The sequence below is a fragment of the uncultured Sphingomonas sp. genome, assembly GCF_902806265.1.
Taxonomy (GTDB): domain Bacteria; phylum Pseudomonadota; class Alphaproteobacteria; order Sphingomonadales; family Sphingomonadaceae; genus Sphingomicrobium.
In genome coordinates this window covers 50658-67544 of sequence record NZ_CADCVZ010000008.1, presented here as the reverse complement: position 1 = coordinate 67544, position 16887 = coordinate 50658, and the positions used below count along the sequence as shown (strand labels likewise).

At 68.0% G+C, this 16887-nt stretch carries 15 protein-coding genes and 1 rRNA gene; 5 read left to right on the top strand and 11 right to left on the bottom strand.

Going from position 1 to position 16887, the window contains the following annotated elements; translation table 11 throughout:
- Window positions 1-568 (bottom strand): 16S ribosomal RNA (locus tag QZX62_RS02500); the annotation flags it as partial.
- A 546-nt stretch (window positions 569-1114) separates the two neighbouring features.
- Entirely contained in the window at window positions 1115-1543 is a 429-nt protein-coding gene (locus tag QZX62_RS02495; RefSeq protein ID WP_294171895.1) for a CBS domain-containing protein, read from the bottom strand.
- Window positions 1544-1612: 69 nt separating this feature from the next.
- Between QZX62_RS02495 and QZX62_RS02490 the strand changes: the two genes are divergently transcribed.
- Together QZX62_RS02490 and QZX62_RS02485 are read left to right on the top strand one after the other, a co-directional pair.
- On the top strand, window positions 1613-1909 hold the full coding sequence (locus QZX62_RS02490) for a hypothetical protein (RefSeq protein ID WP_294171893.1): 297 nt from the start codon (window positions 1613-1615) through the stop codon (window positions 1907-1909).
- Entirely contained in the window at window positions 1906-2313 is a 408-nt protein-coding gene (locus QZX62_RS02485; RefSeq protein WP_294171891.1) for an acyl-CoA thioesterase, read from the top strand. The genes QZX62_RS02490 and QZX62_RS02485 overlap by 4 nt, the downstream gene beginning before the upstream one ends.
- Here the strand turns inward: QZX62_RS02485 and QZX62_RS02480 are convergent.
- The 8 genes from QZX62_RS02480 to hisS all read right to left on the bottom strand — a co-directional run bounded on the left by QZX62_RS02480 (window position 2290) and on the right by hisS (window position 12413).
- A complete protein-coding gene (locus QZX62_RS02480) occupies window positions 2290-3801 on the bottom strand; it encodes a hypothetical protein (protein ID WP_294171890.1) in 1512 nt (503 codons plus the stop codon). The genes QZX62_RS02485 and QZX62_RS02480 overlap by 24 nt on opposite strands.
- A gap of 4 nt (window positions 3802-3805) precedes the next feature.
- On the bottom strand, window positions 3806-5230 hold the full coding sequence (locus QZX62_RS02475; RefSeq protein WP_294171889.1) for a DUF4139 domain-containing protein: 1425 nt from the start codon (window positions 5228-5230) through the stop codon (window positions 3806-3808).
- 133 nt (window positions 5231-5363) lie between these two features.
- Entirely contained in the window at window positions 5364-6968 is a 1605-nt protein-coding gene (locus QZX62_RS02470; protein WP_294171886.1) for a porin, read from the bottom strand.
- Window positions 6969-7059: 91 nt separating this feature from the next.
- Window positions 7060-8097 carry a substrate-binding domain-containing protein gene (locus tag QZX62_RS02465; RefSeq protein WP_294171885.1) on the bottom strand — a complete coding sequence of 346 codons (1038 nt, stop codon included), beginning with the start codon at window positions 8095-8097 and terminating at the stop codon, window positions 7060-7062.
- Between the two features lie 183 nt (window positions 8098-8280).
- Window positions 8281-9009: a DUF4167 domain-containing protein gene (locus QZX62_RS02460; protein ID WP_294171884.1), complete on the bottom strand. Its 729-nt coding sequence runs from the start codon at window positions 9007-9009 to the stop codon at window positions 8281-8283.
- A 250-nt stretch (window positions 9010-9259) separates the two neighbouring features.
- The gene (prmC, locus tag QZX62_RS02455; RefSeq protein WP_294171882.1) at window positions 9260-10093 is read right to left on the bottom strand and encodes a peptide chain release factor N(5)-glutamine methyltransferase; all 834 of its coding nucleotides are present in this window, start codon (window positions 10091-10093) and stop codon (window positions 9260-9262) included.
- Window positions 10090-11169 carry a peptide chain release factor 1 gene (gene prfA / locus QZX62_RS02450; RefSeq protein WP_294171881.1) on the bottom strand — a complete coding sequence of 360 codons (1080 nt, stop codon included), beginning with the start codon at window positions 11167-11169 and terminating at the stop codon, window positions 10090-10092. The genes prmC and prfA overlap by 4 nt, the downstream gene beginning before the upstream one ends.
- Complete coding sequence (hisS, locus tag QZX62_RS02445) at window positions 11166-12413, bottom strand: histidine--tRNA ligase (protein ID WP_294171880.1); 1248 nt, start codon at window positions 12411-12413, stop codon at window positions 11166-11168. Before hisS ends, prfA begins: the two co-directional genes overlap by 4 nt.
- A gap of 54 nt (window positions 12414-12467) precedes the next feature.
- Here hisS and QZX62_RS02440 point away from each other — a divergent pair, with 54 nt between their 5' ends.
- The 3 genes from QZX62_RS02440 (at window position 12468) to QZX62_RS02430 (ending at window position 16580) form a co-directional block, all read left to right on the top strand.
- Complete coding sequence (locus QZX62_RS02440) at window positions 12468-14384, top strand: peptidase M61 (RefSeq protein WP_294171878.1); 1917 nt, start codon at window positions 12468-12470, stop codon at window positions 14382-14384.
- Window positions 14381-14962 carry an inorganic diphosphatase gene (gene ppa / locus QZX62_RS02435; protein ID WP_294171876.1) on the top strand — a complete coding sequence of 194 codons (582 nt, stop codon included), beginning with the start codon at window positions 14381-14383 and terminating at the stop codon, window positions 14960-14962. The genes QZX62_RS02440 and ppa overlap by 4 nt, the downstream gene beginning before the upstream one ends.
- 61 nt (window positions 14963-15023) lie before the next feature.
- Entirely contained in the window at window positions 15024-16580 is a 1557-nt protein-coding gene (locus QZX62_RS02430) for an amidase (RefSeq protein WP_294171875.1), read from the top strand.
- Here QZX62_RS02430 and QZX62_RS02425 read toward each other — a convergent pair.
- A complete protein-coding gene (locus QZX62_RS02425; RefSeq protein WP_294171874.1) occupies window positions 16569-16883 on the bottom strand; it encodes a multidrug efflux SMR transporter in 315 nt (104 codons plus the stop codon). The genes QZX62_RS02430 and QZX62_RS02425 overlap by 12 nt on opposite strands.
- Between the last annotated feature and the right edge of the window lie 4 nt (window positions 16884-16887).

Below are 16887 nucleotides of genomic sequence, written 5' to 3'. Positions count from 1 at the left end.
GAGTTGAGCCCCGGGCTTTCACCTCTAACTTACAAAGCCGCCTACGCGCGCTTTACGCCCAGTAATTCCGAACAACGCTAGCTCCCTCCGTATTACCGCGGCTGCTGGCACGGAGTTAGCCGGAGCTTATTCTCCCGGTACTGTCATTATCATCCCGGGTAAAAGAGCTTTACAACCCTAAGGCCTTCATCACTCACGCGGCATTGCTGGATCAGGCTTTCGCCCATTGTCCAATATTCCCCACTGCTGCCTCCCGTAGGAGTCTGGGCCGTGTCTCAGTCCCAGTGTGGCTGATCATCCTCTCAGACCAGCTAAGGATCGTCGCCTTGGTAGGCCTTTACCCCACCAACAAGCTAATCCTACGCGGGCTCATCCCTCGGCGATAAATCTTTGGACCGAAGTCATCATCCGGTATTAGCTCAAGTTTCCCTGAGTTATTCCGAACCGAAGGGCAGATTCCCACGCGTTACGCACCCGTGCGCCACTAGACCCGAAGGTCTCGTTCGACTTGCATGTGTTAGGCATGCCGCCAGCGTTCGTTCTGAGCCAGAATCAAACTCTCAAGTTGATGTACGATCCGTCCGAGTGGAATAACCCAGGCGGACCGGCATCTCTGGGAGCCGTTCCTGCACAAATATACAAACTGGTGTGTTTGCGTATGAGGACAATTGGAACGGCTTAGCTTTATCGACCAACCTGAACCCAGAGGCTCCAGGTGACCGAGCCGCCGCCCGCATGTCCCTTCATCTAAACCAACAATGTCAAAGAGCCGACGCGTTTTCCTACCCGGTCCTTGTGGTTCCGGGCGCCGGTGGTCCGACTGAGAGAGACGCGAAACGAAGACCGACCCGGGAGGGCCGTCCCCGCTGCTGTGAAGCGGCATATATGGTGGGCTCTTCAGCCCGTCAACACCCTTTTTCGCTTTTGTGACAAAGCCAGATGTCGAACCATGCAGTCCGCTTGCCCGAAGCGCTTCCGTTTCCGTCGGCGCCCCGTCGCTGAAGCACCATTTAGCGGCACCGCCGCTCGCTTCAAGCCCAAAGTTCTCTTTTTCCAGTACCTTCCTCGGACATGCGGCTGTCCGAGCGAGCGCATGCTTAGCTGAGCCGACCGCTCAGCAGTTCTGGATATATGCGCGCATCGCGTCGGCTTCAGCCTCGATCCGCTCCATTCGGAACTTCACGAGATCGCCGATCGAGACGATCCCGACCAGCGCGCCGCCATCGACGACCGGCAGGTGGCGCACCCGGCGCCTGGTGATAAGCGCCAGGGCCGCCAGCACCGGCAGGCTCGGCTCGACCGTGATCACGTCGGCGGTCATCGCGTCCCCGACCATCCGGTGCGTGAGGTCGGCCCCGTGCGCCGCCAGGCATCCGATGATGTCGCGCTCCGACAGGATGCCCGCGATTTGGCCGCCTTCCATGACCAGCAGCGCGCCGATCCTGCGGCGCGCGAGCTCGGCCGCGGCCGCCTGCAGGCTGGCGCCCGGCTCCACCGTGGCGACTTCCCGACCCTTGTGTCCGAGCACCGCCGCTATGGTCATCGCTCTTCTCCTTGGGCAGAGTCGCCGATGGGCTTGATACTCCCATGCCTCCCGCCCAAAGGGAAGTGCATGCCCATCCCCGATCCGGTTCCTAGCCCGCGCGGCTCGGCGTGGCGGCGCTTTCGGCGGATCATGCGCTGGATGAGCCTGGCTGCGATCCTTGCGGCCGCGCTAGCCGTGTGGTTCGTCGCCCGGGGCGAGCCGGAGATCCGCATCCATATGCTGATCGCCACCGCGCTGGGCGCCGGCCTGTCCGTGCTGCTAGGTGCGGCGCTGATGACTTTGGCCTTCGTCAGCTCCGGTTCCGGGCACGACGAGCAAGCGCACCACCACTCCGGCGAACAAACAATCGAGGACGACCTTTGACCAACGATCTTAAGAAGAATGCCATCCTGCGGGTGGTACCCGGGCCCAGCGACATCAACGCCAACGGCCATATCTTCGGCGGCTGGGTCCTCTCCCAGATGGACATCGCGGCCGGCATCGTCGCCTCCCGCCGCGCGCAGGGGCCCGTCGCCACCGTGGCCATCGAGCGGATGGAGTTCATCGCCCCCATCGAGCTGCGCGACCTCATCTCGGTCTACGCGGACGTCGAAAAGCTTGGCCGCACCTCCATGGTCATCCGCATCGAGGTGATCGCCCACCGGGATCGCGGGCAGCAGCAGATCAAGGTCACCGAAGGCTTGTTCACCTTTGTCGCGCTGGACGAGAACAACCGGCCGCGCCCGGTCGAGGCGCCCCAGCCGCTAGCGGCTGACGCTATAGCGTAGCGTCCGGCTGCCGTTCGCAGGGATCGTTGCCGCCCATAGCGGCCGCCCATTGCGCCGCTCGAGGCGGACGGCCGCAACCACCCGGTCGTCGCCGGTGAACAGCTGCGCCTCATGGCGGATCGTGCCCGGCGAGTCGTTGAAGACGGTCAGCTCGTAGCGGTCGTCCGCGACCTTGGTCAGGCGCGTCCTGACGCCTGGTGACTGGTCGAACGCGATCTCAACGTCCTCGCCGATCGCCAGGTCGCCGAGCGAGCCTTCACCGAGCAGGATCGGGCGGCCCTCGCGCGTGCCGAACAGGGCAACCCGCCCAGCGGGCAGCGGCAAGCCCAGGCCTTCCGCCGTCCGATTGCGGGTCAGCAGCACCCGGGTCGCCAGCCGGTCGGACCCGGCGCTGTCCGCAGTGACCATGGTCCGATAGGCGGTGCGGACCTGCACCGCGGACCGCTCCAGCAGCGCGACCTGCTTCTGGCTGTTGGCGGCGACGGTGACCGGCTCGGGGATGCGGTAAAGCTTGACGTCGCCGAGCTGCTCCTGCCGCGCCACGATGCGGGAGCCCGTCACCACGATCTCGTCGCCGCCGCGCTCTGGCGCAGGCGGAGGCGGCGGCGGCGGCGGGGCGGCCGCGGACACGGCCGTGACCGGCACCGGGGTCGCGGGCACGTCGCTGGTCTTGGCCTCGGGCCAGCACTCCAGCCGGATCGGCCGCGACTCGGACGGGGGCACCTGCGCATCCTCGCGGTTGAGCCGGCCGGCCACTGCGCTGGTTTCCGCGGCGCGAAAGCTGGTCTCGTCCGTGCTGGCCAGGGTCAGCCAGGCGAACAGGTCCACTCGTGTCGCATCGGCCGACAGCCTGGCGATGTAGTTGGCCTGCCAGTCGAAGCCGGTGGCGAGATAGGACAGGGTAATCCGAGCGTTGACTGGTTGCGCGTTGCGCACCCGCACGGACAGGGTCGGTTTGGCCGACAGCCCGGACGGCACCCCCGGGTAGACCAAGGTCTCGGCCTGCCCCGAGCAGCGCAGCGCCTCGAACCCCGCGGGCGTTTGCAGCACCACCGCCCCGTCCGCGCCCGAGCGGATCACGACTTCCTGCTCCGTCACCCGCCCCGTTGCCCGGCTGGTGCGGCGGAGCTGGACGCGGCGTCCGAGCGAACGGTCGAGCAGGGTTCCGGGTGACAACAGAAAGGCGTCGCGGTTGCGCTCGACGATGCCGTCGGGAAGACCGGACACGATCGCGCTTTGCGGAACGATGCCTCCGGCCACGCCCTCGAAGCGGAGGTCGCTGGCGCCGGCGGGCAGGTTCACGGTGCGGGTCTCGCTGATCAGGGCATAACCGCCCAGCCAGTCGAGGCTCAGCCGCTCGTCGCTGCTGCGGTTGAGGTTGCGGTAGACTGTCACTTTGACCGCGTCTGGCCCGGCCGAGGTAGCGACCGACTGCGCTGTCGCAGGCAGCGGAGCCATGAGCAGCGCCAGCGCGGCGAGTAGGCGCATCGCCCTAGTAGCGGCTGTCGAAGGTCGCGGTGACGCTGGCTTCGCCATTAGCCGGCACCGCCACCCGCCAGATCACCGCGTCCGCGCTGTTGCGCTCGCTCTTCTGGCTTTCGGCAAGGATTCGGGTGTCGCCCCATAGACCGTCCTGGAAGACGATCACCGTGACGGCACGCGGCGAAGCATTGGTCAGGCGGTAGCGCATGGCCGTCCGCCAGCGCGAGCCGTCGCTGCTCACCCGCTCGCGCTGCTCGACCACCGGCTGCACCTTGATGTCGAACGCCTGGCCGGTGGTCAGCCCGAGGGTGGAGCCCATCGGCGTGTGGCCGATCGCGCTTTCCCCGACGAACTGCGGCGTGCCGCGGGCGTCGCGCTGGTACACCCGGACAGTTCCCGCGGGCAGCGCGTCGCCAAGGCCCTGGTCGCGCAAGGTCGAAAAGCGCAGCACGGTGTTGGCGCTAACCGCCTGCTCCTGGGTGCCGAGCCAAGGGTTACGATACTCGAACGCGCGCTGGGCGGGTGTTCCACTTACATCGAGAAAGCTGACCTGCTTGGTCTGGGCGTTGGCGATGGTGGTGCGGACCGGCAGCGGGTAGAGATAGAAGTCGGCGAGCCGCTCGCGCCCCGCGGTCTCCGGTCCCGGCCGGCGCAGGGGCATGCCCGGGGGCGGCGGCGGAGGCAGTGGTGGATAGCCGCCATATTCGCGGTAGTTCGGCTGCCTCTGCCCGACCGATCCCGCCACCAGCAGCGTGCTGGCGTTCACGTAGGGCGTGCCGCTGTTGTTGGTCAGCGTGATCCAGCCCTGGACGTCCATCCGCCCGGCGCCCTCGTCGAACAGCGCGACATAGTCCGCCGCCCAGCCGAGGCCCGGCGTCAGATAGGTCAGCGTTACCGGCTGCCGTCCGCTGCGGTTCGCCTCCAAGGTGACAGACAATGTCGGCCGCGCCCGAAGGTTGTCGGGCACCTCGTCGAACACCACCCTTACCGGCAGGCTGTCGTCGCGCAGCACCTCGATCCGATTGCCGATCTGCAGCACCACACCCTCGTTGGCCGCCAGCACCGTCGCCCGCTCGCGGGTCTCGGCGCCGGTCGCGGGGTTGGTCCGGACCAGCGTCACCTGCTGCCCCACGGCCTTGGTCATCAGCGCGCGGGGCGACAATAGGTCGAAGTCGAAGTTCTGTTCGACAATGCCGACGCCGCTCCCCGTCAGCGTCACTGTCTCGGGGCGGATCTGCGCCGAAACGTCGGGGAACTCCTGGCGCGAGCGGCCGCCCGGCAGGCTCAGTTCGCGCCGGTCCTGAACCAGCGCCAGATTGTTGTTGTAGATGGTGACCGCGACGTCGCCTTGGGCAGTCTGCCCGGGTGAAGGCAGCAACTGCGCCGCAGCCGGAACTGCAACGGCGGCCAGAACGGCGGCGAGAATCTTACGCATACAACCTCCCGACCATGTCCGAGCGGGCAGGAGATACACTGTCACATGAACTGTCAACTAGGCGTGGCCCGGATGCAGCAAAGGCCTTCCTACCTGTGGCAGAAAGGCCTCGCCGCGATCCGGGTGCGACGGCTCAGAAGTCGATCTGGGCGCGTGCCGTGACCGTGTCGACGCCATATTTGCGCTCGTCGACCGGCCTGCCCGAGTCCGGCTCGATAACGGCGGCCTGCGGTCCTCCGGTGATCTGCGCCCGGGCGTACTGGAAGTAGACGCGGAAGTAATCCTCCGGAATCCAGATCAGGCTGCCGAGCAGGCCAAGCTGCTTGCCGCCGCGGCCAAGACCCAGGGACGGCGTCCCGACCCCAGTGACGAAGTTGTTCGACAAGCCGTTCTTGAGCCGATTGGAGTCGAGATCGAGGTAATCGAGCCGCCCGTTCAACTGCAGCGCACCCCAGCCGCCCTTGCTGAAGGGCTTGAGAACCTTGGTGCGATCCCATTGGCCGTTGCGGTAGCCGCGGGTCTCGCCCGTAAGAAAGTAGCCGGCCTCGATATAGCCGCCCCAGAAGCTCGGGTCGCCATCGGGGACCAGCACGGCCGGCGTGGGGAATAGATCGAGCACGTCGGCCGGGTCGGAGCCGTCGAAGCTGTCGCCCTCACCGTAGGCGTTGCTCTTGAGGTACTGACCCTCCGACGCGAAGTGCAGCGACTTGGCGATCGCCGCGAACTCCAGGCCGAAGATGTTGTCGCTCTTTGCCGCGAAGTTGCCGGTGTCCACGAAACGGACGTCGGTGGTCTGGGTGAACGGGCGCGCGCGGTAGCGGGCCAGCTGGTTGGTCGAAGGCGCGCCGGTCGAGGTCGAGGCTGTGGCGCCGTTGTTGGACTGGAACTCGCGGTGCTGGAAGTTGGCGCCGAAGTGGAGCTGGGTGGTGCCCATCAGCGGTGAATAAACGGCACGCGCGGCCCCGATCCAACCGTCGTTGTCGAAGCTGGAGTCGATCGAGTGTGCGGTGAACAATCCGGCGTTGAAGCGCAGGTCGCCGGCCGCGTTGGCCACGCCGACCGATCCTCCGATCCTCCGCGTGTTGAGGAACGCGTCGTCGAACGCCGCCCGCTCCACAAACGACAGGAAGCGCGAGCTCGAGATCTGCTCCAGGCCGTTCCAGGTCTCATGATTGCCGACGATGAAGTTGTAGGGCTTGTCCTTGGGCTGGTAGGTCAGAATCACGTCGCCGAAGCCGACGCTGGCATTGGCGAAATCCATCTCGAATTTGTAGCCGAAGCCGCCCGGGATGGTGCCTTCCGCGCCAAGCCGGATGCGCCGCGCCCGGCTGTTGAAGCCGAGATTGCGGGTGGCGATCGCATCGTCGGGGTTGGACACGTAACCGGCGTCATACTGGATGCGGCCGCGCGGCTTGAACGACCAGCCGGCGTCCTTGTCCTCGAACTGCGGGGCGCCCTTCCAGCTCGGGGTCGTCTTGACCATGCCTTTCTGCAGTTCCGCAAGCGATTCCTGGAGCGCTTCGACCTGCTGCTGAAGCAGCTCGATCCTGGCCTGGGCATCGTCCACGGGTGCGGCATTGGCGATGGCCGCGTCGGCAGTCGCGTCCGACGAATCGGGCTGGGTCGGCTCCTGCTGCGCCTCAGGAGGCTGGCCGGACGCGTCCTGCGCGCTAGCCGGCGCCGCCACAGCGATGGCGCTGCCGCACAGCAGCGCCGCGAAGATGGTCTTGGTCGTCATGTATCGTTCCCTTGTCCCCCGGTGCCCCCCTTTGAGGGCGTGCGCGCCTCCCGTTAAGAAGGCGCGCGAGCTTTGATCCTGCTTGTTGCCGCTACTTGAGCGCAGCCAAGTTCAGCGGCGCCAGATTCCGGGCGGCCTGCTGCGAGCGGGCGCGCACGTGGGTAGGCGCTGCGACCATTCCCATGGAGAGCAGGTAGCCGCGCGGCCCCATCGCGCTTTCCTTGGTGAACTCGGCGACAAAGGCGCGCACCATCGGAATGGCCGCGGCGTGCGCGTTCTTGACGTACACGTAGAGCGGCCGGGCGCCCGGGTAGCGGAAGCTGCTGATGGTAGCGTAGCTCGGCTGCACGCCGTTAATGGCGATGCCCTTCACCTTGGAGGCGTTCTCCTCGAGGAAGCTGTAGCCGAACACGCCGACCGAGCCCGGGTTCGCCGCGAGCTTCTGGACGATGAGGTTGTCGTTCTCGCCCGCCTCGATGTAGCCGCCGTCGGTGCGGACAGCGGTGCAGATCGCCTTGAACTTGGCTTCGTTCGCCTTTTTCATCGCGGCCATGCCGGCATTGGCCTCGCACGGCGGCGTCATGATCAGCTCGCCCAGCGCATCGCGGGTGCCGCTGGTGGACGGCGGGCCCATGACCCGGATCGGAATGGCGGGCAGCCGCCCGTTGACGTCCTTCCAGGTGCGCGCCCGATTGGGCTTGCCAAACGGCGTCTTGGCGATCGCTAGGTAGATCTCGCGCTGGGTCAGGTTGGCAAGCGGCGTGGCGCGCGCGGTCGCGATGGCGATGCCGTCTAGCCCGACTTGCACTTCGGTGACCCGGCTGACGCCGTTGCTGGCGCATAGCTTGGCTTCCGAAGCCTTCATCCGCCGCGAGGCATTGACCACGTCGGGAAAACGCGCGCCCACCCCAGCGCAGAACAGCTTCATGCCCGCACCGGTGCCGGTCGACTCGATGATCGGTGTGCCCAGCCGCGGGTTGGCGCGGGCGACCCGCTCGGCCACGGCCTTGGAGAACGGATAAACGGTGGACGAGCCCACCGCCCTCATCTGGGTGCGTGCATCCGCCATGGAAGGAATGGCCAGCGTCAGCACCGCGGTGGCGGTGAGCGCGAAACTCTTGGTGGTCATCTGGTGTCCCCTCGGGCGACTCTCTGCGGCCGCCGACAAGGGGTGGGTAGGACGAGGCCGCGTCGCGTCGGTTACGGCCTTCTTTCCGTTTTGTGACAGCGCCCCGAGGCCGCTGCCGGTACCCAACAGAAAGGGCGGCGAGTTCGCACCCGCCGCCCTCTGCTTACCGCATGTACCCCCGCTTCAGGCAGCCGGCGCGATCTCGTCGCCGCCTTCGGCCACCCGCGGGCGCCGGGTCCGGCGGCGCGGGCGGGGAGCTTCCTCCTGCTCGGCAGTATCGATCGTTTCCGCCGGGTCCGCGGCCACGCCGATGGCAGGCGGCAGGATGTCGGCTACGAGCCGCGGTTCCGCTTCTTCAGCCTCCGACGGTTCGGAGTCGTTCCCGTTCCCGCCGTTGTAACGCTCGCCGTTGAAGCGGTCCCGGCGCCCACGCCGTTCGCCGCGGTCCTCGCGTGCGAACCGCTCGGGGCGGCCATCGCCGTCGCCTTCGTTGCGGCGGCTCCGCGGTTGACCGTCACCATCGCCATCGCTGCGTCCGCTTCGCGGCGGCTGTACGTCGCGCTGCGGCGGACGCTGCGGCTCCTGGCGGTCGTCACCGTCGGCCTCCATCGCCTCGTCGTCGTAATCTTCCTCGTCGTCGTAGTCGTCGCGGCCGCGCCGCTGCTCCTCGAAGCGGGAGCGGGTTTCGCCAAGCACGCGGAAATAATGGTCGGCGAATTGCAGGTAGTATTCAGTCTGCACCCGGTCGCCGGCGAGCTGGGCGTCGCGCGCCAGGCTCTTGTACTTCTCCAGCAGCTGGGCGGCATTGCCCCGCTGCCGAGTGTCGCGACCGTTCCCCCCGTTCCCCGGAGCGCCCGGCGGACGCTGCCCACCGCGACCGCGACGGCGGCCACCCTGCTGGCGATTGTTCATCAAATGCTTATTCCTTGTCGCACTGGCGCTTGCTTTCTCCACAGCGCGGGACAACCCTGCCCCGGCGCGCAGCGGCAGCACGGTGCCGGAAAGCGCCGTGTTGCCCCAAAGTCGTTCTGTCGGAGCGCTTGAGCGGCGCTGCCACGACCGATTTCGTCGGGGGTAGCCGCGGGTGGCGTCAGGCCTTGTAGTGCGTGAGGCGGCCCCGTTGCTGACTGACGATGTAATGCGGATCGCACGGCTTTCCAAGCTAATATTGCTTGACCTGGATCAGGAGCGCTCGGGGCCGGCCGCCCAAGTCCCGTTCTAGGACAGGTTGGAGACCGTGAGCCGCGAACAATGCAGCGGCAGTTTCGCCCTGGTCGGCGCCGATCTCCACCGCCGCCAGCCCGGTCGGGGCGATCAGCCTCCCGATCGCCGGCGCAAGACGGCGATACTCGTCCAGGCCGTCGCCACCGGCGAACAGCGCGCCGGCGGGCTCATGCTCGGCAACGCCAAGCCCAAGCGCCGCGTGCGTCGCCACGTAGGGCGGATTGCACAGTAGCAGGTCGAAGCGCTCGTCGATGCCCCCGGCCCAATCGCCCAGCCGGAAGTCGGCGCGCCCAGCCAAGCCCAATCGCGCGGCATTCGCCCGGGCATAGCCGAGCGCCCGTTCGCTGCTGTCGATCCCGAGTCCGGTCGCGCCGGCCCATTGATCGAGCGCGGCGAGCAGCAGCGTACCCGGTCCGGTGCCGAGATCCAGGACGCGCCGCGGCCCGCCGCTCCCCGCGAAGTGCCGCACTGCGGCGGCGATCAAGGTCTCGCTGTCCGGGCGAGGGATCAGCACGCCGGGACCCACCTCCAGCTCGATGTTCCAGAAGCCTCGGCGGCCGACGATGTAGGCGACCGGTTCACCCGAGCGGCGGCGCTCGACGGAGTCCTGGAAGGCGGCCGGCACTTCATCAGCAGGCGGCCATAGCAGCAGTTGCTCGCGTTCTATCCCAAGCGCGCGAGCCATGAGCAGCTCGGCATCCAGCCGCGGCGTGTCGCTGACCTCGGCCAACGCCCGCGCCGCTTCCGCCAGCGCGCGCTCGACCGGCTTCACGCCTCTTCCAGCCCCGCGAGCCGCTGCGCTTCGTCTTCCGCAGTTAGCGCTTCCGTGAGTTCGCGGAGACCCGGACCTTCTAGTATCTCGGGCAGCTTGTGCAGGGTCAGGTTGATCCGGTGGTCGGTGACCCGCCCCTGCGGGAAATTGTAGGTGCGGATGCGTTCGGACCGGTCGCCGGAGCCGACCATCGACTTGCGCGCGCCCGCCCGCTCGCTGGCCAGCCGCTCGCGCTCCAGCTCGAACAGCCGCGTGCGCAGCACCTTCAGCGCCTTGGCCTTGTTCTTGTGCTGGCTCTTCTCGTCCTGCTGGATGACCACCAGGCCGGTCGGCAGGTGGGTAATGCGGACGGCACTGTCGGTGGTGTTCACGGACTGGCCGCCCGGTCCCGACGAGCGGTACACGTCGATGCGCAGGTCCTTGTCGTCGATCTGCACGTCGACGTCCTCCGCCTCCGGCAGCACCGCGACGGTTGCCGCCGAGGTATGGATGCGCCCGCCGCTTTCCGTCGCGGGAACGCGCTGGACGCGGTGCACGCCGCTCTCGAACTTCAGCCGCGCGAACACGCCCGCGCCGCTGATCGAGGCCACCGCCTCCTTGTAGCCGCCCACATCGGCCGAGCTGGCGGAGATCAGCTCGAAGCGCCAGCCCTGCTCCTCGGCGAAGCGCTGGTACATGCGCAGGAGGTCGCCCGCGAACAGCGCCGCCTCGTCGCCGCCAGTCCCCGCGCGCACTTCCAACATGGCCGCGCGCTCGTCCGCGGCGTCGCGCGGGAGCAGCTGAAGGGCGAGGGCTCGCTCGGCTCGCGGCAGCTGCTCCTCGATCTGTCCGAGCTCCTCGGTCGCCATCGCCCGGAGCTCTTCGTCGCCGTCGCGGGTCATGGCGGTCAGGCTCTCGCGCTCCGCCCGCAGGCGGCGCACCTCGCGGGCCGCCGCTGCGACCGGCTCGATCTGCGCATATTCCTTGGACAGGCGCACGAACTCGTCCGGCGGCAGGTCGCCCGCCGCCAGCGCCTCGGCGAGCTCCGCCTTTTTCGCCTCGATCTGGACGATCCGCGCCGAGGAAATGCCGTTCATGCCCGGATGGACGCTTCCAGCAGCGCAAAGGCCACTGCCCGCTGCTCGCCTGTCTTCAGGTCCTTGACCTGCGCCGCCTCGGCCTCAAGTTCGTCCTCGCCGATGATCAGCGCGAAGCCGGCGCCGGTTGCCGCGGCCCGCTGCATCCGCTTCTTCATGTTGCCGCGATACGCCATGTCGATGGCGATACCCCGCAAGCGAAGATCGGCCAGCAGGCGAACGGCCGCCGCTTGGGCCCGCTCGCCCAGGGGCACGAGCACCGCTTCGGGCCGCTCGGGCTCGGGCGCCGCAATCATCATGCTCAGTCGCTCAATCCCCGCCGCCCAGCCGATCGCCGGCGTATGCGGTCCGCCCAGCGCCTCGACCAGCCCGTCGTACCGCCCGCCCGCGAGCACCGTGCCCTGCGCGCCCAGCGTGTCGGTCATGAACTCAAAGGCGGTGTGGCGGTAGTAATCGAGCCCGCGCACCAGCCGCGGCGCCCGTTCCCAGCGGACGGCCGCGGAGTCGAGCCCGGCGGTGACCGCCCCGAAGAACTCGCCCGCCTCGCTCGTGAGGAAGTCGTCGATGACCGGCGCGCTGTCGATGACCGGCCAATCGCCATGCACCTTGCTGTCGAGGATGCGCACCGGGTTGCGCTCCAGCCGCTCGCGGCTTTCTTCGCTCAACGCATCGCGGTGCCCCTGGAAATGCTCGTGAAGCGCGTCGCGCCATGCCCGGCGGGTCTCCGGATCGCCCAGCGTGTTGAGCTTCAGCACCGCAGTCTCGCCCAGACCCAGCTCCTTGAGCAGCTGGTCGGCGAACAGCAGCACTTCCACGTCGGCCTGCGGCTCGGCTGCGCCCAGGATCTCGGCGTCGAGCTGGTGGAACTGGCGGAAGCGCCCCTTCTGCGGCCGCTCATAGCGGAAGGCCGGCCCGTGCGTCGCGACCTTCAATGGCGCGAACTGCTGCCAGCCTTCGGACAGATAGGCCCGCGCGATGCCCGCGGTGAACTCGGGCCGCATGGTAACGCTGTCGCCCGAACGGTCCTTGAAGCTGTACATCTCCTTGGAGACGACGTCGGTGGTCTCGCCCAGCGAGCGCGCGAACACCGCCGTCTGCTCCAGCACCGGCACCTCGACCCGCTTGAACCCGAACAGCCGCCGCACCCGGTCGAACGCCGCGACCACCGCGTGGAAGCGGTCGGCCTCCTCGCCAAGCATGCTCTGGGTGCCGCGAACCGGCTGGGGTGGTTGGATTTTGGCCATGGGCAACGCGGCGCCCCTAGCCGCTCGCCCACGCAAAGGCTAGGCACCCACCTCATGCGCTTTCTGCCTGTCGTCGCGGCCCTACTTGCCGCCACCGCCGCCTCCGCTCAGGTCCCCACCGGCAACTCCGCCCCGCAGCCGCTGCCGGTTACCGACCTCATACCGGCCGCCCGCGACATCCCGTATCCCGGCACGGTGCGGCTGGAGGTGGACGCGACCGACACCCGCCAGGGCATTTGGACCATCCGCCAGACGATCCCCGTCGTGCAGCCCGGCCGCATGACCCTGCTCTACCCGCAGTGGCTGCCCGGCAACCACGCGCCCCGCGGCGAGCTCGACAAGCTGTCCGGGCTGACCTTCCGCGCCGGCGACCAGGTGCTGCCCTGGACCCGCGATCCCGCCGACGTGTACGCCTTCCACCTCGACGTGCCCGCCGGCGTCCAAGAGGTACAGGCCAGCTTTCAGCTCCTGACCCCAACCAGCCCGGACCAGGGCCGGGTGCTGGTCACCCGCGAGATGCTCAACCTCCAATGGGAAGACGTGTCGCTCTATCCCGCGGGCTACTACACCCGCCGCATCCCGGTGACCGCCACCGTCGCCTACCCGGCTGGCTGGCGCGCCGCGACCGCGCTTCGCCCATCGGTCCAGGCGGGCAATCGCGTCACTTACGGCACCGTCAACTACGAGGTGCTGCAGGACTCGCCCGTCTTCGCTGGCCGCTACTTCCGCGCCGACGACCTCGGCCAGGGGGTCACCCTCAACACCGTCGCCGACCACCCGAGCGAGCTGGCGGTTCCTGCGGACGTGCTGCAGAAGCACCGCAACCTCGTCACCCAGTCGCTGCGGCTGTTCGGCGCCCGCCATTACGACCATTACGACTTCCTCCATGCCATCACCGGCCGGCTCGGCGGCATCGGCCTGGAGCATCACCGCTCCTCCGAGAACCAGAACGACCCCGGCTATTTCACCGACTGGCAGGCGAGCCTGCCCGACCACAATCTGCTGCCGCACGAATTCGTGCATAGCTGGAACGGCAAGTTCCGCCGCCCCGCCGATCTGTTCACCCCCGACTTCCGCACGCCCATGCGCAACAGCCTGTTGTGGCTGTACGAGGGGCAGACGCAGTTCTGGGGCCATGTGCTCGAAGCGCGCTCGGGCATGTCGACCAAGGAACAGGTGCTGGGCAAGCTGGCGGTGATCGCCGCGACCCTGGACGTGCGGGCGGGACGGCAGTGGCGGCCGCTGGTCGACACCACCAACGACCCGATCATCTCCGCGCGCCGTCCCAAGGCGTGGACCAGCTGGCAGCGCTCGGAAGACTATTACAACGAAGGCCTGCTGATCTGGACGGAGGCCGACGCGATCATCCGCGGGGGCACCGGCAACCGCCGCGGCATGGACGATTTCGCCCGCGCCTTTTTCGGCATTCGCCCCGGCGATTGGGGCGTGGTCTCCTACACCTTAGACGACGTGGTGCGCACGCTGAACGGCGTCTACCAGTACGATTGGCGCAGCTTCCTCGACCAGCGCGTCAACCAGACCGGGGACGGCGCGCCGCTCGGCGGCTTCACCCGCTCGGGCTACCGGCTGGACTACGCCGAAACGCCCAACGCTGCGCAGGCCGCGTCCATGAAGGCCAGCAAGGCCAACGACCTCAGCTTCTCCGCCGGCCTGACGATCGACAAGGACGGCAAGATCACCCAGGTGATCTGGGGCAGCCCGGCCTTCCGCGCGGGCCTGGTGGTCGGGGAAACGATCCTGGCGGTCGACGGCCGCACCTACAACGAAGCCGCGGTCAAGGAGCGCATTACCACCGCCAAGGGCGGCTCGGCCCTCCTCCAGCTCACCACCAAGCGCGGCGAGGAAGTGCGGCTGGTGCCCCTTTCCTGGAACGGGGGCCTGCGCTATCCGCGCTTCACCAAAGTGGGCGCCAAGCGGGGCGCGCTCGACATCCTTCTGGAGCCCAAGTGAACCTCGAACTCGTACCAGCGGGCAGCAACCCGCCGACAAGTGTCAACGTCGTCATCGAAGTCCCGATCGGCGGCGAGCCGGTCAAGTATGAGCTGGACAAGACGTCTGGCGCCATCTTCGTCGACCGCATCCTTCACACCTCGATGCGCTATCCGGCGAACTATGGCTTCATTCCGCATACGCTGGGCGATGACGGCGATCCCCTGGACTGCCTGGTGATGGCGCGTTGGCCGTTCATGCCCGGCTGTGTGGTGCGGGCGCGGCCGATCGCCGTGCTGTTCCTGGAGGACGAAGCGGGCGGCGACGAGAAGCTGCTGGCAGTGCCGGAGATCAAGACCTCGCCCTACTACCAGGATGTCAGCGAGGGTGAGCATCTGCCGCCGATCGTGATGGAGCAGATCAGCCACTTTTTCACCCACTACAAGGATCTGGAGCCCGAGAAATGGACCCGGGTCGGCCGCTGGGGCGGGCGTGACGAGGCGTTGAAGGTCATCACCGACGGCCTGGCGCGGGCGAAGGACGTTACCTTCCAGTCGCCGGACGCGACGCTCGGCGAAGGCCGCGCGATCGAGGCTTGAGCCCGGCGCGAAGCTGGTCAATGAGGATCTGCCGAAGCGTCTGAACGCGAAGGAGTTTCGCTTGTCCGTCCGCCTGCTCGCCAGCGCCGCCCTTGTTCTTGCGGCCACCTCCACCGCTTTCGCCCAGCCGCGCGGTGTGGCTCGCCCCTCCCAGCCGGTCGGGGCGCGCCCGCTCGGGTTTGCCGAGACCCAGACCCTCGCGGCGCTGCAGCGAATCCGCCAGATCGACGGCCGGGTCGGCTCGGTGATCGCGATCGATCCGACCGCGCTGTCCCAGGCGGCGCGGGTGGACATGGGCGGCCCCCGCGGACCACTGACCGGCCAGCCGGTGCTCATCAAGGACAACATCGAGATGGCGGGGCCGCTGCCGACCACGGCGGGCAGCCTGGCGCTCCTCGGCAACGTCACCGGCCGCGACGCGCCGCTGGTCACCCGGCTGCGCAACGCGGGCACGGTGATCGTCGGCAAGACCAACCTCAGCGAATGGGCCAACTTCCGCTCCACCAGCTCCATCTCGGGCTGGAGCGCGGTGGGCGGGCAGACGCGAAATCCTCATGCGCTCGACCGCAACCCGTGCGGCTCTTCCAGCGGCAGCGCCACTGCGGTCGCTGCGGGCCTGGTCCGGCTGGCGATCGGCACGGAGACTGATGGGTCGGTGACCTGCCCGGCCGCGATCAACGGCATCGTGGGCTTCAAGCCCACCGTCGGCATGGTCAGCCGCACCCACATCATCCCGATCAGCAAGAGCCAGGACACCGCCGGGCCGATGGCCCCGACCGTGCGCGAGGCGGCGTTGCTGCTCTCGGCCATCACCGGTAGCGACCCTTCCGACCCGGCCACCGCCGAGGCCGACAAGCGCAAGCGCGACTTCGCCGCCGGCCTCAACCGAAATGCGCTCAAGGGCAAGCGCATCGGGGTGATGCGCTTCGCCGCGGGCTTCGGCACCGACGAGCCGTTCGAGCGCGCGCTGGCGGTGCTCAAGGCGCAGGGCGCAACGCTCATAGAGATCAAGCAGTTCGACGACAGCGCGATCGGCGGCAACGAGTTCAAGGTGCTGCTGGCCGAGTTCAAGGACGGGCTGAACGACTATCTGAAGTCCAGCCCGGCCCCGCTGCCCGCGCGCGACCTCAAGGGGCTGATCGCCTTCAACCAGGCCAACGCCGCGCGTGAGATGCCGCTGTTCGGGCAGGAGTTGTTCGTGCAGTCGCAGGCGACCAAGGGCACCGTCGACCCCGCCTACCGCCGCGCGCGCCAGCTGAGCTTCGCCGCGGCCGGTCCGAACGGCATCGACCGTCTCCTTCGCGCCAACCGACTCAGCGCCCTGGTCGGCCCAACCATGCCGCCCGCCTGGAAGATCGACGCGGTGAACGGCGACCAGATCAGCGGCGGCGGCGCGGGCAGCCTGGCCGCGGTCGCCGGCTATCCGCACCTCAGCGTGCCGATGGGTCAGGTGAAGGGGCTGCCCGTGGGCCTCAGCTTTATCGGCGGCAAGTGGCGGGACGGCGATATACTCAGCCTCGGCTACGCCTACGAACAGGCGCGCGGCCCCCTGCCGAACGCGCGCTTCCTGCCGTCGATCGAGACGAGTGCGTTCGCGGCCCCGGCGCTACGCCGTTAGCTTCAGCCCGGCGATCGCCGCGACGATCCCCAGGATCAGCAGCGTCCGCACCGTGGTCACCGGCTCCCCGAAGAAGACCATGCCGACGACCACGGTCCCGACCGCACCGATGCCGGTCCACACCGCATAGGCAGTGCCCATCGGGATCGTCCGAGCGGCATATTCCAGCAAGACCATCGACAGGGTGACCGAGACGAGAAAGGCGCCTGTCCACGGCAGGTTGCGGAAGCCGTCCGCGAAGCGCAGCGAGGTGGTGAAGCCGACCTCGAACAGGCCGCCCAGGATGAGGAAAAACCAAGCCACGCTC